Annotated in this window: 31 protein-coding genes and 1 pseudogene; 21 read left to right on the top strand and 11 right to left on the bottom strand. The window is 51.8% G+C overall.

Annotated elements, in window-relative coordinates:
- Position 1: 1 nt before the first annotated feature.
- Positions 2-676, top strand: a complete 675-nt coding sequence (gene gltK, locus KP22_RS00945) for a glutamate/aspartate ABC transporter permease GltK (protein WP_039301985.1) — start codon at positions 2-4, stop codon at positions 674-676.
- Entirely contained in the window at positions 676-1401 is a 726-nt protein-coding gene (locus tag KP22_RS00940) for an amino acid ABC transporter ATP-binding protein (RefSeq protein WP_039301983.1), read from the top strand. Before gltK ends, KP22_RS00940 begins: the two co-directional genes overlap by 1 nt.
- Positions 1402-1452: 51 nt before the next feature.
- Here KP22_RS00940 and KP22_RS00935 read toward each other — a convergent pair whose 3' ends face one another.
- Positions 1453-1935 carry a zinc ribbon-containing protein gene (locus KP22_RS00935; RefSeq protein WP_039301980.1) on the bottom strand — a complete coding sequence of 161 codons (483 nt, stop codon included), beginning with the start codon at positions 1933-1935 and terminating at the stop codon, positions 1453-1455.
- A 309-nt stretch (positions 1936-2244) separates the two neighbouring features.
- Between KP22_RS00935 and leuS the strand changes: the two genes are divergently transcribed.
- The 13 genes from leuS (at position 2245) to lipA (ending at position 16030) form a co-directional block, all read left to right on the top strand.
- A complete protein-coding gene (leuS, locus tag KP22_RS00930; protein WP_039321827.1) occupies positions 2245-4827 on the top strand; it encodes a leucine--tRNA ligase in 2583 nt (860 codons plus the stop codon).
- A 14-nt stretch (positions 4828-4841) separates the two neighbouring features.
- On the top strand, positions 4842-5396 hold the full coding sequence (lptE, locus tag KP22_RS00925; RefSeq protein WP_039301972.1) for an LPS assembly lipoprotein LptE: 555 nt from the start codon (positions 4842-4844) through the stop codon (positions 5394-5396).
- A complete protein-coding gene (holA, locus tag KP22_RS00920; RefSeq protein ID WP_039301969.1) occupies positions 5393-6418 on the top strand; it encodes a DNA polymerase III subunit delta in 1026 nt (341 codons plus the stop codon). The genes lptE and holA overlap by 4 nt, the downstream gene beginning before the upstream one ends.
- On the top strand, positions 6385-7074 hold the full coding sequence (gene nadD / locus KP22_RS00915; protein ID WP_052012449.1) for a nicotinate-nucleotide adenylyltransferase: 690 nt from the start codon (positions 6385-6387) through the stop codon (positions 7072-7074). Before holA ends, nadD begins: the two co-directional genes overlap by 34 nt.
- Before the next feature lie 194 nt (positions 7075-7268).
- Positions 7269-7586, top strand: a complete 318-nt coding sequence (gene rsfS / locus KP22_RS00910; protein ID WP_010284049.1) for a ribosome silencing factor — start codon at positions 7269-7271, stop codon at positions 7584-7586.
- Between the two features lies 1 nt (position 7587).
- On the top strand, positions 7588-8058 hold the full coding sequence (gene rlmH, locus KP22_RS00905) for a 23S rRNA (pseudouridine(1915)-N(3))-methyltransferase RlmH (RefSeq protein WP_011092891.1): 471 nt from the start codon (positions 7588-7590) through the stop codon (positions 8056-8058).
- Positions 8059-8091: 33 nt separating this feature from the next.
- Entirely contained in the window at positions 8092-9996 is a 1905-nt protein-coding gene (mrdA, locus tag KP22_RS00900; RefSeq protein ID WP_039301965.1) for a peptidoglycan DD-transpeptidase MrdA, read from the top strand.
- A gap of 9 nt (positions 9997-10005) precedes the next feature.
- Positions 10006-11118 (top strand): peptidoglycan glycosyltransferase MrdB, encoded by a 1113-nt coding sequence (gene mrdB, locus KP22_RS00895; RefSeq protein ID WP_039301963.1) that lies wholly within the window; start codon positions 10006-10008, stop codon positions 11116-11118.
- A 13-nt stretch (positions 11119-11131) separates the two neighbouring features.
- Complete coding sequence (gene rlpA, locus KP22_RS00890; RefSeq protein WP_039321822.1) at positions 11132-12232, top strand: endolytic peptidoglycan transglycosylase RlpA; 1101 nt, start codon at positions 11132-11134, stop codon at positions 12230-12232.
- Positions 12233-12396: 164 nt separating this feature from the next.
- Positions 12397-13608, top strand: a complete 1212-nt coding sequence (dacA, locus tag KP22_RS00885) for a D-alanyl-D-alanine carboxypeptidase DacA (protein ID WP_039301958.1) — start codon at positions 12397-12399, stop codon at positions 13606-13608.
- A gap of 136 nt (positions 13609-13744) precedes the next feature.
- The gene (ybeD, locus tag KP22_RS00880; RefSeq protein WP_005976281.1) at positions 13745-14008 is read left to right on the top strand and encodes a DUF493 family protein YbeD; all 264 of its coding nucleotides are present in this window, start codon (positions 13745-13747) and stop codon (positions 14006-14008) included.
- Between the two features lie 146 nt (positions 14009-14154).
- Positions 14155-14838 (top strand): lipoyl(octanoyl) transferase LipB, encoded by a 684-nt coding sequence (gene lipB, locus KP22_RS00875; protein WP_209428685.1) that lies wholly within the window; start codon positions 14155-14157, stop codon positions 14836-14838.
- 226 nt (positions 14839-15064) lie between these two features.
- Complete coding sequence (gene lipA / locus KP22_RS00870; RefSeq protein WP_039301956.1) at positions 15065-16030, top strand: lipoyl synthase; 966 nt, start codon at positions 15065-15067, stop codon at positions 16028-16030.
- Between the two features lie 79 nt (positions 16031-16109).
- Here lipA and tatA read toward each other — a convergent pair whose 3' ends face one another.
- Positions 16110-16307 (bottom strand): Sec-independent protein translocase subunit TatA, encoded by a 198-nt coding sequence (gene tatA, locus KP22_RS00865; protein WP_039321818.1) that lies wholly within the window; start codon positions 16305-16307, stop codon positions 16110-16112.
- Positions 16308-16727: 420 nt separating this feature from the next.
- Between tatA and crcB the strand changes: the two genes are divergently transcribed.
- The gene (gene crcB, locus KP22_RS00860; protein ID WP_039301949.1) at positions 16728-17111 is read left to right on the top strand and encodes a fluoride efflux transporter CrcB; all 384 of its coding nucleotides are present in this window, start codon (positions 16728-16730) and stop codon (positions 17109-17111) included.
- Between the two features lie 65 nt (positions 17112-17176).
- Here crcB and cspE read toward each other — a convergent pair whose 3' ends face one another.
- Positions 17177-17386, bottom strand: coding sequence for a transcription antiterminator/RNA stability regulator CspE (cspE, locus tag KP22_RS00855; protein WP_005976270.1), 210 nt, complete (start codon positions 17384-17386; stop codon positions 17177-17179).
- A 218-nt stretch (positions 17387-17604) separates the two neighbouring features.
- Between cspE and KP22_RS00850 the strand changes: the two genes are divergently transcribed.
- Positions 17605-18315 (top strand): aspartate/glutamate racemase family protein, encoded by a 711-nt coding sequence (locus KP22_RS00850; RefSeq protein WP_039301946.1) that lies wholly within the window; start codon positions 17605-17607, stop codon positions 18313-18315.
- 166 nt (positions 18316-18481) lie between these two features.
- Here KP22_RS00850 and ypfM read toward each other — a convergent pair whose 3' ends face one another.
- Positions 18482-18541, bottom strand: coding sequence for a protein YpfM (gene ypfM, locus KP22_RS22975; protein ID WP_143485675.1), 60 nt, complete (start codon positions 18539-18541; stop codon positions 18482-18484).
- A 233-nt stretch (positions 18542-18774) separates the two neighbouring features.
- Between ypfM and KP22_RS00845 the strand changes: the two genes are divergently transcribed.
- From KP22_RS00845 to KP22_RS00830, 4 genes are read left to right on the top strand one after another with little or no spacing between them, the layout of a single operon-like run.
- Entirely contained in the window at positions 18775-19152 is a 378-nt protein-coding gene (locus tag KP22_RS00845; protein ID WP_039301942.1) for an ArsC family reductase, read from the top strand.
- Between the two features lies 1 nt (position 19153).
- Positions 19154-20281, top strand: coding sequence for a succinyl-diaminopimelate desuccinylase (gene dapE, locus KP22_RS00840; protein ID WP_039321814.1), 1128 nt, complete (start codon positions 19154-19156; stop codon positions 20279-20281).
- Complete coding sequence (locus KP22_RS00835) at positions 20278-20952, top strand: M15 family metallopeptidase (protein WP_039301936.1); 675 nt, start codon at positions 20278-20280, stop codon at positions 20950-20952. The genes dapE and KP22_RS00835 overlap by 4 nt, the downstream gene beginning before the upstream one ends.
- A gap of 2 nt (positions 20953-20954) precedes the next feature.
- Positions 20955-21146 (top strand): YpfN family protein, encoded by a 192-nt coding sequence (locus KP22_RS00830; RefSeq protein ID WP_015839454.1) that lies wholly within the window; start codon positions 20955-20957, stop codon positions 21144-21146.
- A gap of 63 nt (positions 21147-21209) precedes the next feature.
- On the opposite strand, the gene KP22_RS00825 is transcribed toward KP22_RS00830, so the two are convergent.
- From KP22_RS00825 to purC, 7 genes and pseudogenes are all read right to left on the bottom strand, one after another.
- The gene (locus tag KP22_RS00825) at positions 21210-21569 is read right to left on the bottom strand and encodes a LysR substrate-binding domain-containing protein (RefSeq protein ID WP_280513131.1); all 360 of its coding nucleotides are present in this window, start codon (positions 21567-21569) and stop codon (positions 21210-21212) included.
- Between the two features lie 6 nt (positions 21570-21575).
- Positions 21576-21767 (bottom strand): annotated as a pseudogene (locus KP22_RS22600) (helix-turn-helix domain-containing protein); the annotation flags it as partial.
- A gap of 64 nt (positions 21768-21831) precedes the next feature.
- Entirely contained in the window at positions 21832-22449 is a 618-nt protein-coding gene (gene ypfH / locus KP22_RS00820; RefSeq protein WP_039301932.1) for an esterase, read from the bottom strand.
- A gap of 168 nt (positions 22450-22617) precedes the next feature.
- On the bottom strand, positions 22618-22845 hold the full coding sequence (locus KP22_RS00815) for a DUF1272 domain-containing protein (protein ID WP_039301930.1): 228 nt from the start codon (positions 22843-22845) through the stop codon (positions 22618-22620).
- Between the two features lie 50 nt (positions 22846-22895).
- Positions 22896-24965 (bottom strand): tRNA(Met) cytidine acetyltransferase TmcA, encoded by a 2070-nt coding sequence (locus KP22_RS00810; protein ID WP_039321812.1) that lies wholly within the window; start codon positions 24963-24965, stop codon positions 22896-22898.
- 17 nt (positions 24966-24982) lie between these two features.
- Positions 24983-25435 (bottom strand): DUF441 domain-containing protein, encoded by a 453-nt coding sequence (locus KP22_RS00805; RefSeq protein WP_039323371.1) that lies wholly within the window; start codon positions 25433-25435, stop codon positions 24983-24985.
- A gap of 199 nt (positions 25436-25634) precedes the next feature.
- Positions 25635-26348 (bottom strand): phosphoribosylaminoimidazolesuccinocarboxamide synthase, encoded by a 714-nt coding sequence (gene purC, locus KP22_RS00800; protein WP_039301925.1) that lies wholly within the window; start codon positions 26346-26348, stop codon positions 25635-25637.
- Positions 26349-26356 lie beyond the last annotated feature (8 nt).

The following is a 26356-nucleotide window of genomic DNA, read 5'->3' as shown; positions in this document are numbered from 1 at the left end:
CATGTATGAATTTGACTGGAGCTCAATTGGGCCAAGCATGCCGTACCTGATTCAGGGGATGGTAGTCACACTCAAAATTACACTGACAGCGGTAGTATTCGGGATTATATGGGGCACGATTCTGGCAGTGATGCGTCTGTCACCGATAAAAGCGATTAGCTGGTTCGCCAAACTTTATGTGAACTTATTCCGTTCCGTTCCGCTCGTTATGGTTCTGCTGTGGTTCTATCTGGTGGTTCCTAGCTTATTACAAAATGTGCTTGGGCTATCGCCGAAAACCGATATTCGACTGATTTCAGCTATGGTAGCCTTCTCGCTGTTCGAGGCAGCCTATTACTCAGAAATCATTCGTGCGGGTATCCTCAGCGTATCGCGCGGTCAATCCTCCGCAGCGTTAGCATTAGGGATGACACACTGGCAATCCATGAAGCTGGTCATTCTGCCGCAGGCATTCCGCGCCATGGTGCCACTGTTGCTGACGCAAGGGATTGTTCTGTTTCAGGATACCTCACTGGTTTACGTACTTAGCCTCGCTGATTTCTTCCGTACCGCCTCAACCATCGGTGAGCGTGACGGAACACAAGTTGAAATGATCCTGTTTGCTGGATTCATTTATTTTCTCTTCAGCATTACTGCCTCAATGCTGGTCAGTTACCTGAAAAAAAGGACGGTTTGATGATTTCCCTGAAAAATGTTTCTAAATGGTACGGCCAATTTCAGGTGCTAGCCGACTGCTCCACAGAAGTAAAAAAAGGTGAAGTCGTAGTCGTCTGCGGGCCTTCTGGTTCTGGTAAATCAACCCTGATAAAAACCGTAAATGGCTTGGAACCGATTCAAAAAGGTGAAATTACCGTTAATGGCATTGCCGTTAATGATAAAAAGACCAATCTGGCTCAGTTGCGTTCCAAAGTGGGAATGGTGTTCCAGCACTTTGAACTGTTCCCGCATCTGTCGATTATCGAAAACCTGACTCTGGCGCAGGTAAAAGTACTAAAACGTAAACGTGAGGAAGCGAAAACCAAAGCGCAGAAACTGTTGGAACGCGTTGGGCTAGCGGCGCACGCCAACAAGTATCCAGGACAACTCTCCGGCGGTCAGCAACAGCGTGTCGCCATTGCTCGTGCGTTGTGTATGGATCCTATCGCGATGTTATTTGACGAACCGACATCTGCGCTCGACCCAGAGATGATCAACGAAGTGTTGGACGTTATGGTTGAATTGGCGCAGGAAGGCATGACCATGATGGTCGTCACCCATGAAATGGGCTTTGCCCGTAAAGTGGCACACCGCGTGATCTTTATGGATGAGGGAAAAATCGTTGAGGACACCCGCAAGGATGATTTCTTCAATAATCCACAGTCCGAGCGCGCCAAAGACTTTCTGGCGAAAATCCTGCACTAATCATCAGATACAGCGTGCCGCAAGGCACGCTTATTTACCGCGCCAACAGCCCTACGGCTGAAACGGCTGGCGGTGGAACAGGTCATGTGAGCATTTTGGGCAAAGTGGCAAAACTTCCGGCGTGTAGAACGCGATATGGTGATGGCAGTTTTCGCAGACCAGATTACCTAGTCCCACGACTTCACCACTGTGGTACACCCCGTGATGATTCACATCTTTGAAGATCTCACGCCACTCCAACTGCGTTTTATCCGTAATATCCGCCAACTCCTGCCACAAACTTTCCTTGATCACTCGCATAAAAACGCTGTCGGTAAATTCATCCTGGCTTTCACTATAGCTACGACCAAATTCCTCCAGATCGCGCTGAACAGCTTGAATTACCTGTTCTATTTCTTTCTGCGTCAGCTCCGAACTGTCCTGCAACGTTTTACGGGCGCTCAGCACCAGACTGTCGAGATCGCGTTCCCCGTTGTTCAGCCGAGCCGTTACTGAAGCCATTAACTCGCGGTAATAGCGGGCTAGTTTATTCATGCTTCCTCCTGAATAAGCGGGTTGAAAGGTGATAAAGAACGAATATTCAACGTCTGGTATATCTGGCCAAAAACCGATACGTTGCCTATCTCTCTCTATTTTAGATTATTTTTTCTACCTGTCTGAGGAATTGTCGCCAATTTGCGCAATCCCTCGCAGTATATTGTTTACAGATCAGAAATATTCCTCAGTCGGGCGCTGGGTGTTGTTGCCCGCGCCGCTTACGGCTATGCTATGCGGATCTTTTGTTATGAATCAGAAGAGGCTACTCACGTAGCGATTCTTCACTAAACAGGACCCCTGGCAGCCATGCAAGAGCAATACCGCCCAGAAGAGATAGAAGCGGACGTCCAGCTTCACTGGCAAGAGAAGCAGACATTTAAAGTCACCGAACAGCCCGGCAAGGAAAAATACTATTGCCTTTCCATGCTGCCCTACCCTTCTGGCCGACTACATATGGGTCACGTCCGTAACTACACCATCGGCGACGTGATTTCCCGCTATCAGCGCATGCTGGGGAAAAACGTTCTACAACCGATCGGTTGGGATGCGTTTGGCCTGCCCGCTGAAAGCGCAGCGGTCAAAAACAACACCGCGCCAGCCCCTTGGACATACGCCAACATCGATTACATGAAAAATCAGCTCAAACTGCTGGGCTTTGGCTATGACTGGGATCGTGAAGTCGCGACCTGTAAACCCGACTACTACCGTTGGGAACAGTGGTTCTTCACCAAGCTGTACGAAAAAGGTCTGGTTTATAAAAAAACCTCCGCCGTTAACTGGTGTCCGAACGACCAGACCGTGCTGGCGAACGAACAGGTTATCGACGGCTGCTGCTGGCGCTGCGATACCAAGGTTGAGCGCAAAGAGATTCCGCAGTGGTTTATTAAAATCACCGCTTACGCAGACCAATTGCTGAATGATTTGGATACGCTGGAAAGCTGGCCTGAGCAGGTCAAAACCATGCAGCGTAACTGGATCGGCCGTTCCGAAGGTGTGGAAATCACCTTTGACGTGGCAGACAGTGAAGAGAAACTGAGTGTTTACACCACACGCCCAGATACGTTCATGGGCGTGACCTACGTAGCTGTTGCCGCAGGCCATCCTCTTGCAGCGCAGGCTGCCGCAACGAATTCAGCGCTGGCTGATTTCATTGCAGAGTGCCGTAATACCAAAGTCGCTGAAGCCGATATGGCAACGATGGAGAAAAAAGGCATGGCGACCGGCCTATACGCCATTCACCCATTGAACGGTGAAAAAGTCGCTATCTGGGTTGCCAACTTTGTTCTGATGGAATACGGCACGGGCGCCGTCATGGCCGTTCCGGGCCATGACCAGCGCGACTGGGAATTCGCCACCAAATATGATCTGTCCATCAAGCCAGTTATTTTGAATGCCGATGGCAGCGAGCCCGACCTGTCCGCTCAGGCGATGACAGAAAAAGGCAGCCTGTTCAACTCCGGTGAATTTGATGGACTGGATTTCGAGGCTGGATTCAATGCCATTGCCGATAAGCTGGTAGAAAAAGGCATTGGCGAGCGTAAAGTCAACTATCGCCTGCGCGACTGGGGTGTATCCCGCCAGCGCTACTGGGGCGCGCCAATTCCAATGGTGACGCTGGAAGACGGTACCGTCATCCCAACGCCTGAAGATCAGTTGCCAGTAATTCTGCCGGAAGATGTCGTGATGGATGGCATCACCAGCCCGCTGAAATCTAACCCAGAATGGGCGAAGACAACCGTTAACGGTCAGCCAGCGCTGCGTGAAACCGACACGTTCGACACCTTTATGGAATCTTCCTGGTACTACGCGCGTTACACCTGCCCGCAGTACGATCAGGGAATGCTGGATCCGGCTGCCGCCAACTACTGGCTGCCCGTTGACCAATACGTTGGCGGTATCGAACACGCCATCATGCACCTGATGTATTTCCGCTTCTTCCACAAACTGATGCGCGATGCCGGTCTGGTGACCTCTGATGAACCCGCCAAACGCCTGCTGTGTCAGGGCATGGTGCTGGCTGATGCCTTCTACTATCTGGGTAATAACGGCGAGCGCATCTGGGTGTCTCCGACCGATGTGACTGTTGAGCGTGATGAGAAAGGACGCATCGTCAAAGCCGTCGATAACGAAGGCCGTGACGTGGTCTACGCGGGCATGAGTAAAATGTCGAAGTCTAAAAACAACGGCATCGACCCGCAGGTCATGGTAGAGAAATACGGTGCGGATACCGTCCGTTTGTTCATGATGTTTGCTTCTCCGGCAGAAATGACGCTGGAATGGCAGGAATCCGGCGTAGAAGGCGCAAACCGCTTCCTGAAACGCGTCTGGAGACAAGCCTTCGAACATACCGAGAAAGGTGCGGTAACGGCTCTGGATATCGCTACACTGACGGAAGATCAGAAATCACTGCGCCGCGATCTGCACAAAACGATTGCTAAAGTGACCGATGATATCGGCCGTCGCCAGACCTTCAACACCGCGATTGCCGCCATCATGGAGCTGATGAACAAGCTGGCAAAAGCGCCGCAGGACAGCGATCAGGATCGCGCACTGACGCAGGAAACCATGCTGGCCGTCGTTCGTATGCTTTATCCGTTCACGCCGCACGTTTGCTTCACGCTGTGGCAGGCGCTGCAAGGTGAAGGTGACGTTGATACTGCGCCGTGGCCGATTGCAGATGAGAACGCGATGGTGGAAGATTCCAAGCTGGTCGTTGTTCAGGTTAACGGTAAAGTACGTGGTAAAATCACCGTTGCCGCTGACGCCAGCGAAGAACAGGTTCGCGAACGCGCTGCACAGGAACCGCTGGTCGCGAAATATCTGGACGGCGTCACGGTTCGTAAAGTGATTTATGTCCCTGGCAAACTGCTTAACCTGGTTGTGGGTTAAGGCAAGGAGGAACTGTGCGACATCGTCTATTCACGTTGTTGCTGGGGCTGGCGGTGTTAATCACCGCTGGCTGCGGTTTTCATCTGCGCGGCACGACACAAGTGCCTGCGCAGTTACAAACACTGGTGCTCGACAGCAGCGATCCTTATGGCCCGCTAACGCGCGCAGTACGTGAGCAGCTCCGTCTCAGCGATGTGAAAATCGTTGACGATGCGACGCGTCAGGATATCCCGTCTCTGCGGGTACTGGGCTCAAGCGAAACGCGCGATACCGTCTCTATTTTTCAGGACGGTAAAACAGCAGAGTACCAGATGGTGCTGACGTTGCAGGCGCAGGTGCTGATGCCGGGTGAAGATATTTATCCGCTCAGCGTGACGGTGTTCCGCACGTTCTTTGATAACCCGCTGGCTGCACTGGCGAAAGATGCCGAACAGGACATCGTCCGTCAGGAAATGCGTGAACAAGCTGCACAGCAGTTGGTACGTAAATTACTGACCGTCAACGGTAGTCAGGAAGTCAAAAATCGGTTGCAGCCCACCGATTCAACCACGGCCACCAAGCGTTCATGATTCGGCTTTATCCCGAACAACTCACCGCGCAGCTCCATGAGGGGCTGCGCGGTTGTTATTTGGTCTTTGGTTCAGATCCGCTCTTGCTACAGGAAAGCCTCGACAACATTAAGCGGGTCGCTCAACAGCACGAATTCAGCGAACATTTTAGTTTCATTCTGGATCTCCATACTGACTGGGATGCGGTTTTCGGCACCTGTCAGGCGCTCAGCCTATTCGCTTCACGCCAATCGCTCCTGCTGGTCTTGCCGGAAAATGGCCCGAATGCGGCGATGAGCGAAAATCTGGTCAAGCTCGCCGGATTATTGCACCCCGATATTTTACTGATTCTGCGTGGTCACAAGCTGACCAAAGCGCAGGAAAACAGTGCCTGGTTTAAAGCGCTGGCACAAGATAGCGTCTACATCAATTGCCTGACGCCGGAACAGGCACAGCTCCCCCGCTGGGTTGCTCAGCGCGCCAAAGCCATGAAGTTGACGCTGGATGAACAGGCGACACAGCTTATTTGCTACTGTTATGAAGGCAACCTTCTGGCGTTGTCTCAGGCGTTAGAGCGGTTGGCACTGCTTTATCCCGATGGCAAGCTGACCCTGCCACGCGTAGAAAATGCGGTAAATGATGCCGCTCACTTCACCCCGTTTCATTGGCTGGATGCATTGCTGGCAGGCAAAAGTAAACGCGCCTGGCACATTTTGCAGCAGCTAAAGCAGGAAGATTGCGAACCTGTCATTTTGCTGCGCACGCTACAACGTGAACTGCTGCAACTGTTGACACTGAAACGACGCATGTCAAACACGCCGCTGCGCACGCTATTCGATCAGCAAAAAGTATGGCAAAACCGGCGTGATCTGCTCACTCAGGCATTACAGCGTCTCTCTCTTCAACAGCTACAGCAGGCCATAAGTCTGCTAACGCAGGTGGAGATAACCTTAAAGCAAGATTATGGTCAGTCTGTTTGGTCTGAACTTGAATCACTTGCTCTGCTGCTGTGCGGCAAAGCCTTGCCGGAGGCATTCATCTGAATAGGTCATCCGCTGCGCCTTCGTTGACCGCCTTTTTTGGCGGCACGTTCGATCCCATTCATTACGGTCACCTTCAACCGGTAACCGCGCTGGCAAAACTCGTGGGCCTGACTCAGGTTGTCCTGATGCCCAATAACGTTCCACCACACCGACAGCAGCCCGAAGCCAGCTCCCGACAGCGCTTCCAGATGGCTGAGCTGGCAGTCGAAGGCGATACGCTCTTTACCGTGGACGATCGTGAATTGCAACGGCAAACGCCCTCCTACACCATTGAGACACTGGAGGCGCTACGGGCCGAAAAAGGTCATGATGCGCCGCTGGGCTTTATCATCGGACAGGACTCGCTATTGACGCTACACCACTGGCACCGCTGGCAAGATTTGCTCGGCGTTTGTCATTTACTCGTGTGTGCTCGCCCCGGCTATCGCTCAACGCTGGAAACACAGGAATTACAACAGTGGCTGAACGATCATCTGACCAACAAGACAGACGATCTTCATCAGCAGCCACATGGACGGATCTTCTTGGCAGACACGCCACTGGTCACTATTTCCGCAACGGAAATTCGTCAGCGGCGCCAGCAAGGTCTGGACTGCCACGATTTATTACCTCCTGCGGTACTGCATTACATCAACGAACACGGCCTGTACCGATAGCACAGGTTTTCCCGCCCATGAGCCTCGGGCTTTATACCACTCGGCAAAAGTGCGTGATATACTCCGCGGCTGGTTTCAATCACCGGGAAAAGCGGAAATTCTCGGCAATTACTCGGTGATTTACGTTTTTCCTAAACAATTCAGCGCCACACGCGTTCATCAGTTACTGACAGAACGCCATTGAGGGGGAACCTTTGCAAGGTCAAGCACTCCAAGACTTCGTTATTGACAAGGTTGATGACTTAAAAGCCCAGGATATCGTTGCACTCAACGTCCAGGGTAAATCCAGCATCACCGATTACATGGTTATCTGTACCGGCACCTCTACGCGTCATGTCGCGTCTATTGCCGATCACGTCGTACAATCTTCACGCGCTGCGGGCCTTATTCCACTCGGTGTCGAAGGTGAAAGCGCTGCGGATTGGGTTGTTGTCGATTTAGGTGACGTGATGGTTCATGTCATGCAAGAAGAAAGCCGCCAGTTATATGAATTGGAAAAGCTGTGGGGCTAGCATGAAACTGCAACTGGTCGCCGTTGGCACCAAAATGCCCGACTGGGTGCAGACTGGTTTCACCGATTATCTGCGCCGTTTCCCGAAGGACATGCCTTTCGAATTACTCGAAATTCCAGCAGGGAAGCGAGGTAAAAACGCCGATATCAAACGCATTCTGGAGCGAGAAGGCGAACAGATGCTGGCCGCGGTAGGCAAAGGCAACCGTATTGTTACGCTGGATATTCCAGGGACTCGCTGGGAGACGCCGCACTTGGCGCAACAGTTGGAACGCTGGAAACAGGATGGGCGCGATGTCAGCCTGCTGATTGGCGGGCCTGAAGGACTTTCGCCGGAATGCAAAGCCGCAGCAGAGCAAAGCTGGTCTCTCTCGCCATTAACGCTGCCGCATCCGTTGGTTCGTGTACTGGTAGCAGAGAGCCTGTATCGTGCATGGAGCATTACGACTAATCACCCTTACCACCGGGAGTAAGGCGATACGATGAAACATGTGAAATAACACTGGATGAAAGTAGAACGTAAACCCTTTCGTGATTATACGGCTGAGTCTGCCTTGTTCGTGCGCCGTGCTTTGGTGGCATTTCTGGGCATTTTGCTGCTTTCCGGTGTATTAGTCGCTAATCTTTATCATCTGCAAATTTTGCGTGTTGATGACTATCGCACGCGTTCCAATGAGAACCGCATTAAGCTGGTGCCTATCGCGCCCAGCCGCGGCATCATCTACGACCGCAACGGCACGCCGCTGGCGTTGAACCGCACCATCTATCAATTAGAACTGGTGCCCGACAAAGTCGACAACCTTAAAGATACGCTGGAAGCGCTGCGCCCCATCGTTAATTTGACTGATGACGATCTGGAAAACTTCGAAAAAGAGCGCAAGCGTTCACGCCGCTTTACCTCCATTCCGGTAAAAACCGGACTCGATGAGATCCAGGTTGCTCGTTTTGCCGTCAACCAATACCGCTTTCCCGGCGTTGAGGTTAAAGGCTATCAACGCCGCTATTATCCTTACGGTTCTGCGCTGACGCACGTCACGGGCTATGTCTCAAAAATCAACGATAAAGACGTAGAACGGCTTACCAAAGAAGAAAAAATCGCCGATTACGCCGCCACGCGTGACATCGGTAAGCTGGGTATTGAACGCCATTACGAAGATCTTCTTCACGGCAAACCCGGCTATGAGGAAGTTGAAGTTAACAACCGCGGCCGCGTGATCCGCCAACTTCATGAACAGCCACCGCAGGCTGGGCGCGATATTTATCTGACGCTGGATCTGAGCCTGCAAATCTACATTGAGAAACTGTTGGAAGGTAGCCGTGCCGCCGTGATCGTCACCGATCCACGCGATGGCGGTATTCTGGCGATGGTTTCCACTCCCAGTTACGACCCCAACCTGTTTGTCGACGGAATTTCCACCAAAAATTATGCAAAATTACAAAGCGATCCCGATCGTCCATTGATCAACCGGGCAACACAAGGGATTTATCCTCCTGCTTCCACTGTTAAACCTTATATCGCGGTTTCCGCCCTGACGGCAGGCGTTATCACCACTAACACCAGCCTGTTCGATCCCGGCTGGTGGCAATTACCGGGCTCCGAAAAGCGCTTCCGTGACTGGAAAAAATGGGGACACGGTCGCCTTAACCTCACCAAATCTCTGGAAGAGTCCGCGGATACTTTCTTCTATCAGGTCGCTTATGACATGGGCATCGATCGTCTCTCCGAATGGATGAACAAGTTTGGTTATGGCGAGAGAACCGGTATCGATATTTCAGAAGAAAGCAAAGGCAATATGCCAACGCGCGAGTGGAAATTAGGACGATTTAAAAAGCCCTGGTATCAGGGGGATACCATTCCGGTCGGGATTGGCCAAGGTTATTGGACTGCAACACCTATCCAGATGAATAAAGCCCTGGTCACGTTGATCAATGACGGCAAGGTCAAAACACCGCATCTGCTTTATAGTTCGCGGGAAAATGGCACGATTGTGCCTTTCCAGCAGACCGAGAATCTGCAAATTGGTAACATCCACTCAGGCTATTGGGAAGTGGCTAAAGACGGTATGTATGGTGTCGCCAACCGACCTAACGGCACTGCCCGCAAAAGTTTCGAGGATGCACCGTATAAAATTGCGGCAAAATCCGGTACGGCACAGGTCTTTGGCCTGAAAGAAAACGAAACCTATAATGCGCACAAGATCGCAGAACATCTGCGTGACCATAAATTAATGGTCGCGTTTGCCCCGTATAAGGATCCTAAAGTAGCGATGTCGATTATTCTGGAAAACGGTGGAGCAGGCCCGACCGTAGGCACCATCACCCGCCAGATACTCGATCATATCCTGCTAGGTGATAACAATACCGATTTACCCAGTGCGCCACCTGCGCCGCCGGGTAGCGAGAGTGAGTAACAGACAGTCATGACCGATAGCCAACAAAAGGGATCGTTCTGGGCAAAAATCCACATCGATCTGCCGTTTCTTCTCTGCATCCTGGCACTGCTGGGCTATAGCCTATTTGTCTTATGGAGTGCCAGCGGGCAAGACGTCGGCATGATGGAGCGAAAAGTCGTTCAAATCGTGTTGGGGTTTACGGTGATGATCGTGATGGCGCAAATTCCCCCTCGCGTGTACGAAGGCTGGGCTCCCTACCTCTATATAGTCTGCGTGATTTTGCTGCTCATCGTGGATATTTTTGGACAAATCAGTAAAGGCGCACAGCGCTGGCTGGATTTGGGCTTCATCCGTTTTCAGCCATCGGAAATTGCCAAGATTGCCGTACCGCTGATGGTTGCCCGTTTTATCAACCGTGATATGTGCCCACCGTCGCTAAAAAATACGGCTATCGCACTGATTCTGATTTTCGTTCCTACGCTGCTGGTTGCCGCACAGCCGGATTTAGGCACCTCAATTCTGATCGCGTTATCAGGACTGTTTGTACTTTTCCTGGCTGGCATGAGCTGGCGTTTGATTGGCATCGCCGTTCTATTATTAGCTGCTTTTATTCCTATACTCTGGTTTTTCCTAATGCATGATTATCAGCGCGCCAGAGTTATGATGCTGCTCGACCCAGAAAGCGACCCGCTCGGGGCCGGATACCATATTATTCAGTCGAAAATTGCGATAGGCTCAGGTGGCCTGTCTGGAAAAGGCTGGCTGCATGGCACACAGTCTCAGTTAGAGTTTCTGCCGGAGCGACACACTGACTTTATCTTCGCCGTGCTGGCAGAAGAACTTGGGTTAATCGGCGTCTTGATTCTGCTCGCAATGTATCTGTTCATGATCATGCGCGGTCTGGTAATTGCCGCTAATGCGCAAACCTCGTTCGGCCGGGTTATGGTCGGCGGGCTGATGCTAATTCTGTTTTTCTATGTTTTCGTCAATATCGGGATGGTCAGCGGTATACTTCCCGTCGTTGGCGTGCCGCTACCGCTAATCAGCTATGGCGGGTCGGCGCTGGTCGTCTTAATGGCGGGGTTCGGTATCGTCATGTCGATACATACTCACCGCAAACTGCTATCTAAGAATTTATAACACGAGGTGAGCAATGCGTAAGGATTGGCTTTGGGTCGGCGTAGCAACTCTGGCGCTTGCGGCCTGTACCACAACGGAACAGCGGCAACCTGCGCCGCCTGTCACTCAGGCTTACAACGGCCCGACGGAAGAGATCGGCGGAGTAGAACCTCGTTATGAACCCTACAATCAGGGTACGCTGCAAGATTACAACATCAAGGGCAAGACTTATAAGATTGTCCAAAATCCGCAAAATTTTAGCGAGACCGGCTTAGCGACATGGTACGGCGAAGAAGCCAGCGGCAACCGCACGTCAATCGGCGAAATATTTGACCCTAATGCGATAACCGCCGCTCACCCGACGCTGCCACTTCCGAGCTATGTGCGCGTAACCAACCTAAGTAACGGTCGCCGTCTGGTTGTGCGTGTGAACGACCGCGGGCCGTACACACCGGGCAGAATCATCGACCTGTCGAAAGCCGCAGGCGATCGACTGAATATCTCGAACAATACCAAAGTAAAAGTAGATTTCATTAACGTCGCGCCAGACGGTACGCTCTCCGGTCCGGGAACTATAGGCACCACCGTTGCCAAACAAAGCTTCTCTCTGCCAGAGCGTCCGAACTTCGGTGCCAGCGGGTTGGGTACGCCCATGATGGAAACGACCTCACCCACCCCCGACAACGCCGTTCGACCGATCAGTAATAGCAGCCTGAGCACGCCAACAGAAAATGCTCAGCCACAGAGCAGCGCTTCTTCGCCCAGCGGTGGCTTTTTAGGTGCGCCTTCAGCGCTGCGCGCTGGCGTGGTTGAGTCCAACGTGGCACCAACTGCAACACCATCAGCAGCGCCAATGCGCGTCACGCCAGTTGCCGCTCCCGCAGCAGAACCGTCCTCTACGGGTCGCTATGTCGTGCAAGTCGGTGCGTTGAGCGATCAGCAGCGCGCGCAAACCTGGCAACGCAGCCTGAGTGAACGCTTCCGCGTGGCGGGTAAAGTCACAGCAAATGGCGGGCTGTACCGTATCCAGCTAGGGCCATTCCAGAATCGTCAGCAAGCCGCTGAACTTCAACAGCGTTTGTCAGTCGAAGCTCAGCAGCAGTCGTTTATTACCGCCGCACCCAGCACCCTCTAGTAACGGATAATCGGCAGGCTCACCAAGCGAAAGCGGCGGCTATGACATTGAACATACCGCTCTTTTGCAAAATCACGTAACGTAATGCCTGATGCCTGCCCTTTCCCCATCTGCTATAGTGTGGCTCGTTTTTAACTCACCCCACGGATGTTGTTGTTCCAATCATGAATACTGTAAACACGTCTCGTTTTACTAAGCGTACTGCGCTTGGCGCACTGCTACTCATTAGTGCCTCTTCCTTTGCCTATGCTGAAGATATCAATCTTAAAACGATGATCCCCGGCGTCCCGCAAATCGATGCTGAATCCTACATCCTGATTGATTACAACTCTGGGAAAGTGTTGGCGGAAATGAATGCCGACACGCGCCGCGATCCGGCCAGCTTAACGAAAATGATGACCAGCTACGTGATTGGTCAGGCGATTAAATCAGGAAAAATCGGCCCGAACGACATCGTTACCGTCGGTAAAGATGCCTGGGCAACCGGCAACCCGACCTTCCAGGGCTCTTCCCTGATGTTCCTCAAGCCAGGTGACCGCGTTCCTGTTTCCCAATTAAATCGCGGTATTATCCTGCAATCCGGTAACGATGCCTGTGTGGCGATGGCCGACTACGTCGCAGGCAGTCAGGATGCTTTCGTGAACCTGATGAACGGTTACGTGAAAGCGCTGGGACTGCAAAATACCCATTTTGAAACCGTGCACGGTTTGGATGCTCCTGGCCAGTTCAGTTCAGCGCGCGATATGGCTTTAATTGGTCAGGCGTTAATCCGCGACGTCCCAGAAGAGTACGCGACCTATAAAGAGAAAGAGTTCACATTCAACAATATCCGCCAGCCTAACCGTAACGGCTTGCTGTGGGATTCCAGCTTGAATGTTGACGGCATCAAAACGGGTCATACGTCATCAGCGGGCTTTAATCTGGTCGCCTCGGCAACAGAAGGTCAGATGCGCCTGATCTCAGCGGTACTGGGCGGGCGTAATGCCAAAGGACGTGAATCAGAAAGTAAAAAACTGCTGACCTGGGGCTTCCGCTTCTTTGAAACCGTCGCGCCGTTGAAAGCAGGCAAAGAATTCGCGTCTGAGCCAGTCTGGTTTGGCGACAATGATCGCGTTGCGTTGGGCGTAGAGAAAGATGCTTATCTGACCATTCCACGCGGCCGTATGAAAGATCTGAAAGCCAGCTATGTTCTGGACAACACTGAACTGCATGCGCCGTTAGCCAAAAATCAGGTTGTGGGTTCTATCAACTTCCAGTTGGATGGCAAAACAATCGATCAGCGCCCGTTGGTGGTGATGAACGAAGTGAAAGAAGGCGGAATCTTTGGCCGAATGATCGATTACATCAAACTGATGTTCCACCACTGGTTCGGCTAATCCCCTTGTCTGGGGCCAAAACGTCCCCATATAAGTCGTATCCTTAACTCCCGCAAAAACGCGGGAGTTATATTTTCTAGTATGATGTACATATGTCAGTGTTAATATCGACGGTATTACCCTATCTGGAGCGCAAATGAAAACCAAATTAAACGAACTGCTTGAATTCCCGTGCGTTTTTACTTACAAGGTCATGGGTGAGGCAAAACCGGAGTTAGTCGATCTGGTCGTTGAAGTGGTACAGCGTCATGCTCCTGGCGACTACACTCCGCAGATCAAACCCAGCAGCAAAGGGAACTACCACTCAGTTTCCATCACCATCACTGCGACTCACATTGAGCAGGTTGAAACGCTGTACGAAGAACTGGGCAATATCGACATCGTGCGAATGGTGTTGTAAGAAGAAGCTGCGGGAAAATTGGCAAGTGCGGCATGATTGCGTAGCGATGGTTTTGTGACCATCGCTTTGTGTTGCGTAATTTTGCATAGTGCTGTTCGCTGAGGCTTCCCGCCGCTATAATCCCCCCACCTTTCCTTAACCTGAAGATGACACACTTGCTACAGGATAAGATCATCGTACGTCAATTCGGCGTACAACCTTATGTACCCGTCTCTCTGGCGATGCATAACTTCACCGACCGACGTGATGATAAAACCCCAGATGAAATCTGGCTGGTTCAGCATCTTCGTGTATTCACACAAGGTCAGGCGGGCAAAGCCGAACATGTACTTATGCCCGGCGATATTCCCGTGATTCAGAGCGACAGAGGTGGCCAGGTGACCTACCACGGCCCCGGTCAACAGGTTATGTACGTGCTGATTGACCTGAAGCGTCGCAAGCTCGGCGTTCGCCAGCTCGTTACCGCGATGGAAAATACCGTGATTGGCACATTGTCACACTTTCAGATTGAAGCCCATGCCCGCCCTGATGCCCCCGGCGTCTACGTAGGTGAGCGCAAAATCTGTTCGCTAGGGCTGCGTATTCGTAAAGGCTGCTCTTTCCACGGGCTGGCGCTCAATATCGCTATGGATCTCTCTCCTTTCGTGCGTATCAACCCCTGTGGTTACGCCGGTATGGAAATGACGCAGGTAAGCGATCTGGTGCCGGACGTAACGCTGGATGACACCTCGCCAGTGCTGGTGAAGACCTTTTTGCAGTTAGCCGGCTATTCCGCACCCGAATTTATTCCGTGGGATCTGGACGTTCAGGGTGAGCCGCTTTCTGGTTAACATGTTTCATTCTGCCAATAAAAATCAGCCAGTTAGACGATCGATTTTTGATAAATTACATTTTATTCACATAATTTCTTCATTTTGATTCGTGCAAGGGCTGATTGTGATTAGGCAAGATGATATAATTTTTATAGTTTTTAAAAAAAGTTTAATAAAAAACATAATCCTTTGAATTTGAATAACAAATTTAAAGAAACGATTCAGAACTGGAACTTACGCAAACATGAGTAAACCGATTCAGATCGAACGCGGTGTGAAATACCGCGATGCCGATAAGATGGCCCTAATTCCGGTACGCACTGTCGTCACCGAACGCCAAGAGCTTCTGCGCAAACCTGAATGGATGAAGATTAAACTTCCGGCGGATTCAAGCCGTATTCAGGGAATCAAAGCGGCAATGCGCAAAAACGGGTTGCACTCAGTTTGCGAAGAAGCGTCCTGTCCGAATCTGGCCGAGTGTTTCAATCACGGCACTGCCACTTTCATGATTCTAGGTGCCATTTGTACGCGTCGCTGTCCGTTTTGTGACGTTGCACACGGCCGTCCGCTTACGCCGGATGCCAATGAGCCTGAGAAACTGGCCCAAACAATCCATGACATGGGCTTACGCTATGTCGTCATCACCTCCGTTGACCGCGATGACCTGCGCGACGGTGGAGCACAACACTTTGCGGACTGTATTAGTGCTATTCGCCGCAAAAATCCGCATATTCGTATCGAAACGCTGGTACCAGATTTCCGTGGTCGTATGGATCGCGCGCTGGAAATCTTGACCGCTACGCCGCCAGATGTGTTCAACCACAATCTGGAAAACGTGCCGCGCGTTTACCGTCAGGTTCGCCCTGGTGCAAACTATGAATGGTCGCTGAAGCTGCTGGAAAACTTCAAGAATGCGCACCCAGATATCCCGACCAAATCTGGCCTGATGGTTGGATTGGGAGAAACCAATGCTGAAATCGTGGAAGTCATGCGCGATCTTCGCCGCCACGGTGTGACAATGCTGACGCTGGGGCAATATTTACAGCCGAGCCGTCATCACCTGCCAGTACAGCGCTACGTCAGCCCAGATGAGTTCGATGAGATGAAAGCCGAAGCGATGGCGATGGGCTTTACCCATGCTGCCTGCGGCCCGTTTGTTCGCTCGTCCTACCATGCCGACTTACAGGCGAAGGGCATTGAAGTAAAATAAGCGCTCATAGTTTTTTACACATTTTTTGTGTGGAATAAAAACGGACGCCGATTGCCGTCCGTTTTTATCTGGAGTGCGATCAGGATTCTTTGCGAGACGAATCATTCAGCGCTGCCGTGTCATCCGTCTTTGACGGTTGATCGTCATTCATCGCCTTCTTAAAGCCTTTAATCGCTGCGCCCAAATCGCCACCTAAGCTACGAAGTTTATTCGTGCCGAACAACAGAATGATTAATGCGCCAATCACCAACAGTTTGGCAATACTGATACCTTCCATACAAACCTACCTGATTTACAGAGGCTGGAGACGCCAGCGAACGAGAACATATACTTGTCGAACTATTGTTGTCGAAAAAATGGTTGTCGAAAAAACTCTTTGTATCCTATGTCCTCTATGTAAAACCTTATAGAGCACGACACAATTGCCATCTGTAACAAAGTAAGACGCCGATTTCGCGCACATTCAGATTGCTTTACAACTTTCCTCTCTGCGCCACTACAAAAATCCCGTCTGGCGGCGTAAACTTTCCCGACTAAAGCGGAGATGGCAATCCTCCCTACCCATACACTGCCAAAACGCTGGCGGCCTGAAAAACAGGGTACAACCGCCATTCGGCTAATGATGTCTACGTCCACCTCAATACTCTTCGAGATCGCAAAAAGCAATCAATGCAAACGTAATCCAAAAAAGGTTTCTATGTTTAGTACATTACTCGCGGTATTTATCGGTGGCGGAGTCGGCAGCGTGGTGCGCTGGCAGTTGGGAGTTAAGTTCAACAATCTGTATCCAACCTTACCGTTGGGCACCCTACTTGCCAACTTGGTTGGAGCCTTTGTTATAGGCGGCGCACTCGCCTTCTTCCTGCGTCATCCTCATTTCGATCAGGACTGGAAAATATTGATCACCACCGGGCTATGCGGCGGCTTAACGACATTTTCGACCTTTTCCGCAGAAGTCGTCATGTTTCTGCAAAGCGGACAACTGGCCGCAGCAGGGTTACATGTGCTGTTGAATTTGGCGGGTTCATTGCTTATGACCGCATTGGCGTTTGCATTGGTCACATGGATAACAACACACTAATATCACGTGGAAAATGAAGCAAAAAAAAACCCGCCAGAGGCGGGTTTTTCACGAAATCGGTATAATTAAATAGCGTTAACGTTAGCAGCAGAAGGACCTTTGGCACCGTCAGTGATTTCGAACTCTACACGCTGACCTTCAGCCAGAGTTTTGAAACCATTGCTCTGGATGGCAGAGAAGTGTACGAACACGTCTTTGCTACCATCTTCTGGAGTAATGAAACCGAAGCCTTTGGACTCATTAAACCACTTAACACTACCTTTAATCTTAGACATCAAACTTACCTTTACATGAATGAAAGACACAAAATCCGTGTCAGGTACAGTACAACAATAGATTGACCTTTTGTCCAGTTGAAGTTGGATAAAAAGTGATAAAAGTCGCTAAAAATGTATACCGGGCGACTTTGCTGCCCTATTTTAACCCAATGCAGAATGCAGAGAGTTCGGTTCTGGTCGATTCATCACTTTTTACGATATTAAAAGAGGGCGCCATGGTAAGCAAAACGCTAGGTCTGATCGGGGGTATGAGTTGGGAATCCACGATCCCGTATTATCGCATTATCAACGAATATGTAAAAAACCAACTTGGCGGCCTGCACTCCGCCAAAATTATCCTTCACAGTGTCGATTTTCACGAGATCGAACAATTGCAGTCACAAGGTGATTGGGTGCAGGCAGCAGCCGTGCTGGGGAATATCGCCACAGGATTACGTCACGCGGGGGCGGACGCTATCGTCATCTGTACCAACACCATGCATAAAGTCGCTGATGACGTTGAGCGTGCCTGCCAGCTTCCCCTCCTGCATATTGCCGATGCCACCGGCACCAGTCTGAAACAGCACGGATTGAAGAAAGTCGGTTTGCTCGGCACCCGCTACACGATGGAGCAGGATTTCTACCGCCAGCGCATTCAGGAGCGGTTTGGTGTGAATGTGATTGTTCCTGATCATGAGGGGAAAGAATTAGTTAATCGCATCATTTACGACGAATTGTGTCTGGGGAGCATCAACGACACATCGCGGCAGGTCTATCGGGAAATTATCCAGCAGCTTGAACAGCAAGGGGCGGAAGGCATCATTCTGGGTTGCACGGAAATTCCGCTGTTAATCGGCGCAGGAGATGCGACAGTTCCTCTTTTTGACACCAGTTACCTTCACGCCATCGCCGCAGCTAAATTTTCGCTAAATCAGCCATCTCAATGAATTAAATAGAGAAAAACAAGATTCACGGATTAACGAATAATACCCTCTTTTATTTACTCAGGTTTCCTCTTTTTACATAGAAATAAAGCAGTATTGAGAGACTCAATACTGCTTTATTCGTATGATTTTATTCCTGGTATGTAATGACTATCGGTGCTTATTGTTATTATTTGCGTAACATTGCTTCAATAAAATCTTTCCAAGTACTCACTTCTGCTTCTACCATGCGAACCTCTTGGTGATTAACGGCGACATATTATACGCACACTTTTTAATCAGGTAAAAGTGTTATGGAAGTATAAAAAGTGTACTACCACCTATTTGCTGCAATTCAGTTCACAGTAGATCTCCCCGCCTTTTTTCGGCATGCTGGGCTATCGCACGATTGTGTCTAACCAGGCCGTGCGCCCTTGGGCAACAATCGTTACGCAACTCAATAAACAGAAAGGATTTCCCGCTATGGCGCTGACCATGTACGGCATTAAAAACTGTGACACGATAAAGAAAGCACGCCGCTGGCTAGAGGATCAACAGGTGGCGTATCACTTTCATGATTACCGTGCCGACGGTCTGGATGAACAGCAGCTACAGCGTTTTATCGACCAACTGGGGTTTCAGGCCTTGCTCAACACGCGCGGAACAACCTGGCGTAAGCTCAGTGAAGAACTGCGTGAACGGATCAACAGCAATACCAGCGACAGCGCAGAGGCTGCTAAAAATATTATGCTGGAGCAGCCCGCGGTGATTAAACGGCCTTTACTGATTGCCGATGACGGCAATGCGCTGCTTGGATTCAGTATCGATAGCTACCAGAAATTTATTGCGGAGAACAAATAACGTGTCTTGCCCGGTCATAGAGCTTGCTCAACAGTTAATTAAACGCCCTTCCCTCAGTCCGAATGACGAGGGCTGTCAGGCACTCATGATTGAACGTCTGACGGCGATTGGCTTTACCGTCGAAGCGATGGATTTTGGCGATACCCAAAATTTCTGGGCATGGCGCGGCACAGGGAAAACATTGGCCTTTGCGGGGCATACTGACGTGGTTCCCAGCGGCGATGAAAGCCACTGGCAGCATCCACCGTTTGAACCCATCATTCGTGACGGTATGCTGTATGGTCGCGGCGCAGCAGATATGAAAGGTTCACTGGCAGCCATGGTGATTGCCGCCGAGCGTTTCGTCGCAGCCCATCCTAATCATCAGGGGCGCCTGGCGTTTCTGATTACGTCAGACGAAGAAGCCAGCGCCGTTAATGGCACCGTCAAAGTGGTCGACGCGCTGATGGCACGTAACGAGCGGTTGGATTACTGTTTGGTCGGCGAGCCGTCCAGTACGCATGTCGTAGGCGACGTGGTAAAGAACGGCCGTCGTGGTTCTATCACTGCGAATTTACGCATACACGGCGTGCAAGGGCATGTAGCCTATCCCCATCTGGCAGACAACCCGGTTCACCGTGCAGCCCCGGCGCTCAACGAGCTAATCGCCACCGAGTGGGATCGGGGCAACGATTTCTTCCCGCCAACCACCATGCAAATCGCCAATATTCAGGCAGGAACGGGGAGCAATAACGTCATCCCCGGCGAACTGTTTGTGCAATTCAATTTCCGCTTCAGCACCGAATTAACGGATGTGTTAATCCAACAGCGTGTCGCGGAATTACTGGATCGCCATCAGCTTAATTACACTATTGACTGGAAACTCTCCGGCCAACCCTTCCTGACCGCACGCGGCGAACTGGTCGATGCCGTGGTCAATGCCGTCAAGCATTATAACGAAGTCACCCCAGAACTGCTGACGAATGGTGGCACCTCAGATGGCCGTTTCATTGCCCGCATGGGGGCGCAGGTCGTTGAACTGGGTCCCGTCAACGCCACGATCCACAAAGTGGATGAGTGCGTTAACGCGGCAGACCTGCAACTGCTGAGCCGGATGTACCAACGCATTATGGAGCAACTCATCGTATGATGACGCAAGCTATGTTAACCGGTAAAAGTGACCAGCACCTGGTCGCTTTACACAGTCACCATCGTCTTCAGCCGGAAGCGGTAACCGCGTTTCTGGCGCTACAACACGCGGCCAAAACAGCGGGATTTAACCTACAGCCCGCCAGCACGTTTCGCGATTTCGAGCGTCAGCGCCAAATCTGGAATAGCAAGTTTCGCGGCGAGCGTCTCGTCATGGATGCCAACAGCCAACCGCTGGACATATCGTCTCTGGACGACGGTGAACGCTGTGAAGCCATTCTGCGCTGGTCTGCGATGCCTGGTTCCAGCCGCCACCATTGGGGCAGCGATCTTGATATTTACGATCCTGATTTATTACCCGCAGGCGGCTCGCTCCAGTTGGAGCCGTGGGAATATGAAGAAGGTGGCTATTTTGCCGCGCTGAATGCGTGGCTGAGCACGCACATGCATGAATACGGTTTCTATCGGCCTTATGCGCACGATCTCGGTGGGGTCGCAGTCGAACCCTGGCATATCAGCTATTATCCATTAGCACAGTATGCGGAAGAACAGCTTACACCCGACCTCATCCTTGCTGCCTGGCAAGATGAAGACATTGCAGGCTACCACTGGCTTTGCCAGCACTTGTCGCAGCTGTTTACCCGTTACATTCATAACGTTGATGAGGCATGATCATGGCATGGCTGGCTGATTACTGGTGGATAATTTTGATTATCCTGATAGGCATGCTGATTAACGGCATCAAAGAATTACGCAACGTTGACCATACGCGTTTTCTACTCAATAAACCGAAATTGCCCCCGCATCGTGACAACAACGATAAATGGGACGATGAAGACGACGACTGGCCGAAGAAAAAACCCTGACAGCAACCATCGCCAAACCACCTGCACGCGAGCTAAGTTATGCGATGCGGGCGGTTTGGATTCTCACGTAGCGGGAACAAAACGTTCTACCCGCTCCAGAAGAAAAGCATAAAACGCTTTTGCACACACCGAAAGCTGGCACTCTTTATCCGTCACCAGATAGATGCCGCGCTGCAACGATAAATCCCGGAATGGAATAATCGCGATATCTTTGTGCTGGAACTGGAACAGCGTCAGCCCCGTCACAATACTCACGCCATAATTTGCCATCATAGTGGTTAACTGACGCACCTCCAGCACGTAGTTAAAGCCTTCTGGTTCGATAAGCTGATCGGTGTACTGCCACATGCTGGTACCTTTGCAGAACCCGACAAACGGATATTGCGCCACGCCGACCACATCAACACGGCTTTGCTGCGCCAGCGGATTATTGCCGTAATCGTTGATATGCTGGTTGACCGTAGTTTCGTGCAGGCATAGAGCTTGCGTAATCATGGCCGAGGTCCAGCCTTCGGAGGCAAGGAGGACAGCCTTAATGCGATCACAGACACGCTTATCACGACAGGTGTCATGAAGGTGTTCAAGTTCAGCTTTCTGTTCGTCGGTAATAAATATATTCATAACGGAGCGCATGATCTCCATACGGGTAAAATCAAGCACCTTCAATGATCAAGGGTATATGCGTTTATTTTAGATAAGCCAGCGCCCGCTTCAGCATGTGCTCATCAATACCGTGCCCAACGCCGGATGCGATATCCAACGTAAACGACGTCCCGACATCCTGAAAGCGATGAGCGGCAGCATGAGCATGCCCAACCACAATGACGCCATCAGCTTCACCGTGAATCAGATGCACCGCGACATCAGCAAAGGATTTTTCTGGCAAAACGGCAAAGCGGCCGCTAAACGCAATAATGTGCCCGGCCAGCGAGTGCTCAGACTTCAACGCCTCCAGCGACATGATGCTCCCCTGTGAGAAACCCACCAGCACGGTTTGTTCCGCGCTAATACCACTTTGTTCCTGCCAGTGGCGCACGGTATCAACAAAATGTGGCAAGTTTGCTTCAATACGGGATAACCGATTCTCTTCCGTAACGCCCTGAACTGAGAACCATTGCCGCCCGTCGCCATAGCCAGTACTGAACGGCCCGGCAATGCTGATCACGATCGCCTGCGGTAAGGCGGCAGCAAAATAGCGCCCAATCTGCGCCATGCCTGCGGCGGTGTCGCCGACTCCATGAAACAGCAGGATTAACCGATTTGCTTCTGAGGGTTGCTGAACAACAACATAATCTTGATTCACGTTTCTCTCCTGAAGGCATGCGTCAAACGCAACACCTGGCGACAGTCGTCATAAAGTACGGTTAATTCTCACTATACGCCGCGCACTGGCAGGAGAAATCGGGAATTACTGAATGAGATGTTCCATTTTTTGCAATGACAGAGGGGGAAATTCCACAACCTCGCCCTGTCAGTGCGGTTTGATAATCCGAATCGTTGAGGCCGGATCGTTCACCAGACAGTGTGCCGGACGCACTGGGCGTTTGACCAATCCACCACCGCAGTTCGGGCAGGCATGGTGAAAGACGGCATCCGCACAGTCAGGACAGAATGTGCACTCATAGGAGCAGATGTACGTTTCGGCATCCGGCGGCAAATCACAATCGCAGTGTTCACAATTAGGGCGTAACTCCAGCATCGGCTTATCCTGAACGGGACAGAAAGGTTCCTACAACCTACCAGATTTCACTAAACTCGGGAAACCCATCCATGACACCGTTGCGCATCGAGATCGATTAGCGCATTGGCGACTTCTTCTCGCCAGCGTTTCAGGAGCGCTTTCTTGCCGGTTAGCCCCAACGTAGCAGCTATACGTTCGCCTTCACCCGGTGTTTCCACCAGCAAGCGTAGCGCAGGCAGCGGCAATGCTGTGTGAATAAGCAGACGACAGATCGCAGCGAAGCTGGCTTCCATCGGCCGATGCGCAAAGGCGAACCCCGCCAGCTCACGCCAGTCGTCGTCATTCAGCGCAATATTTTCGGTATCCCGTTCGATATTTCTTGGCTGCGGCAGCGCGAGGGGCAGTGGAATCATGCGCTGTAGCCAATGCCAGTCACGCGCCAATTGCTGGCTTCCCTGCTGCGCCAGTTTATGCCCCGCCTCACTCAGCGGCAGTACCGCCATCGCGCTGTAGCAACCGCTGCTGGCCTCAAGATGGCTGCCGATACGCACCAGGTGAAAACCACACGACTGCCAGAACGCCCACAGGTCTGGCTGATAGCCGAAGCTAACCGACAGATAATCCAGCGCCTGCTTTTGTGCCTCACGAGTCTGCGCTGCGATTAATGCTCGCCCTATCCCCTGTCGGCGAGATGACGAGGCAACCGCAATCCGGCTTACCCGACACGCACGCAGCGTCGGCACCTTCCACAAGCCAGCATGCGCCGCCAGCGATTGCGCCACCAGATTACCGCGCGGTCGTCTCCTGCCAGCCCAAACGTCATGAGCCAGTGAATCAGACAGCCCGCCTTCCTCCACCAGCCACAACACGCCACGAATATCACCCGCCACCTGTGCGCTGGTAATATGCATGCCCGGTGCATCCATCAGACGGCGTAAATCCAGCGGCGAGGTACGATAATGTGCGCTGCACAATAGCGCATAGCACCACGTCAGGCGTTCGGGATGTGTCAGCCAGTCGTCGGCACGTTCGGTTCGAATATCCAGTTCGACAGGGGGTAGAGTCAATGCGCCATCAGTGGGACTCAGCGGAGAATGAAGCGAGGCAGGTTCGTTAAACAACAACGCCCTATTCAACACGCGTTCCAACGGATCGTTAGCGGCCCAGCGCAGGGGATCGTCCAGCGAGAATATGCGGCACTGCGGCAATGCCGCACAAAATTTAAGCAGAAACCCCCGCCCTGTGCCTTCATACCCCAGCACCGTCGTGGTCATCAAAATTCGGGGGAAATAGGGCAACAGCGCCGTAAGAACAGCAGACGGAATCGCCGCTGCTTCATCAATCAGCAACCAACCGATATCGGGTGCGCCATGAAGGCGGCAATGTGCTAACAACGCATCCGGTGCCCAAAATTGCGCATCGCCACGCGCGTGCTGTTGCAGGATGTCCGCCGCCGAACGGGAAGGTGCGGTGATCCAACAGGTTCCGTGGCTACGCTGCGTCAGCATTCCCGCCAGCGTCGATTTTCCCCGCCCGCGAGGTGCGGTAATCACAAATACGCCAAACTCGGTGGCACTCAGTTCATGCAGGATCTGCTGCTGTCGCGCAGTCGGTTCGCCCTGCGCAGGCTGCCAGTCGGATCTTACAGCCAGTGGCTGAATCACCAACGGCTGACCTTGTTGCCAGAGAACTACATCTTCATCGGCCAGCAACTGCCGCTGAAAATGCTGAATAAAGTGCGGAGTAGCAATCGGCTGTGCTTGCTCACTCCAGCGCAGGCTGTCTTGATCCGGCAGCGTCGGCCATTCCTGCCATGACGGAACCAGCATAATCAGCCAGCTCCCGGCCTGTAACGTGCCAGACAGCATCGCCAGCGCTTCGACATCCACGCCGCTGCGCGCATCAAACACCGCGTGAAGAAACTCTCGCCCCAACAATGTCCGAACACGACTGGCTGGCAGCGAGGTGACGGAGTCAAGTGCCTGTTCGCTAACCCACAGCCAGTCGCCCGTTGACTGGCGGCTCAGCGCCATCGCCTGTTCTTCACACCAGCTCGACTCACCGCTCAGCACCAGCAGTCGCCGGATACCATAGCGTTGCTGCTGGTGTTGGCTGTGGAGAAAATCACGCAACATCATCACACACGCCGGATCAATCAGGTCTTGCCGATCAGCAGAGAAAGTAGCCCTGCGGCGATCAACGGCCCGACGGGCACACCGCGAAACAGCGCCACCCCCATCACCGTGCCCACCAGCAGCCCCGCTACCACGGAGGGCTGGTTGCTCATCAGCGACACGCCGCGTCCGCCAAGCCAGGACACGGCAACGCCAATGAGAATCGCCAGCAAAGATTTCCAGTGCAGGAAGGAATGCATGACTTCACTGGCGGTAATTTTTCCGCTGGCAATCGGTGCCATCACACCAATCGTCAGAATGACGATACCGATGCTCAGGCCATATTTTTCCACCCACGGGAAATAGCTGTTCAAAGGGGTGATGCGTATCGCCAGCAGAACCAGAATCGCCAGCGTGACGGTCATGTTGTGGCTGATGATACCCAGCCCCGCCAGGACGAGCAGAATTAACAATGTTGGATCGATGTAAGCCATGGATGCGAGTTTGTCGAAAGTAGTCAGGTTGCGCGTTAAGCAAACCGCGATGATAGCATTAATCGCAGTGAAGGCAGACCAGCAAATCATTCGGGCAAAGACGAGAAGAGAAAGACGGCTTTTCGAGAAGAGAATAGTTAAAACATTCAGGCCGCCAGCCTATTGCCGATTGGCAACCTGAACGTAAACGATTGCGCAGTTAGTCTAATTTTACGCCGATACGGTGCGCAACTTCTTCATACGCTTCAATCAAGCCACCGAGGCTCTGACGGAAACGATCTTTATCCATTTTGTTCAGCGTTTCTTTGTCCCACAGGCGGCTACCGTCTGGTGAGAACTCATCGCCCAGCACGACTTCACCGTTGAACAGACCAAACTCCAGCTTGAAGTCGACCAGAATCAGTCCGGCGTCGCCAAACAGTTTGCTCAGCACATCGTTCGCTTTGTAGCTCAGTTCCTTCATACGAGCCAGATTCTCTTCGTTCACCCAGCCGAACGTCTTGCAGTAAGATTCGTTCACCATCGGGTCATGCATCTCGTCGTTTTTCAGGAACAGATCGAACAATGGCGGATTCAGCTCGATGCCCTCTTCGATACCCAGACGTTTTACCAGCGATCCCGCCGCGCGATTGCGCACGACACACTCGACTGGCACCATCTCCAGCTTTTTCACCAGCACTTCATTGTCAGACAGCAGGCTCACCATTTGGGTTGGGATTCCGGCTTCTTCCAGTTTGCTCATGATGAAATGGTTGAACTTGTTATTCACCATTCCTTTACGGTCAAACTGCTCAATGCGCGCACCGTCTCCTGCTGATGTATCATTGCGAAATTCCAGCACCAGTAGATCGGGATCTTCGGTGGTGTAGACGGTTTTCGCCTTTCCACGATACAGCTCAGCTCGCTTTTGCATCTTTAATT

Origin of the sequence: Pectobacterium betavasculorum (assembly GCF_000749845.1) — a bacterium.
Lineage (GTDB): Bacteria > Pseudomonadota > Gammaproteobacteria > Enterobacterales > Enterobacteriaceae > Pectobacterium > Pectobacterium betavasculorum.
The sequence above is the reverse complement of the archived record's forward strand: the minus strand, read 5'-3'. Positions and strand labels throughout refer to the sequence as shown.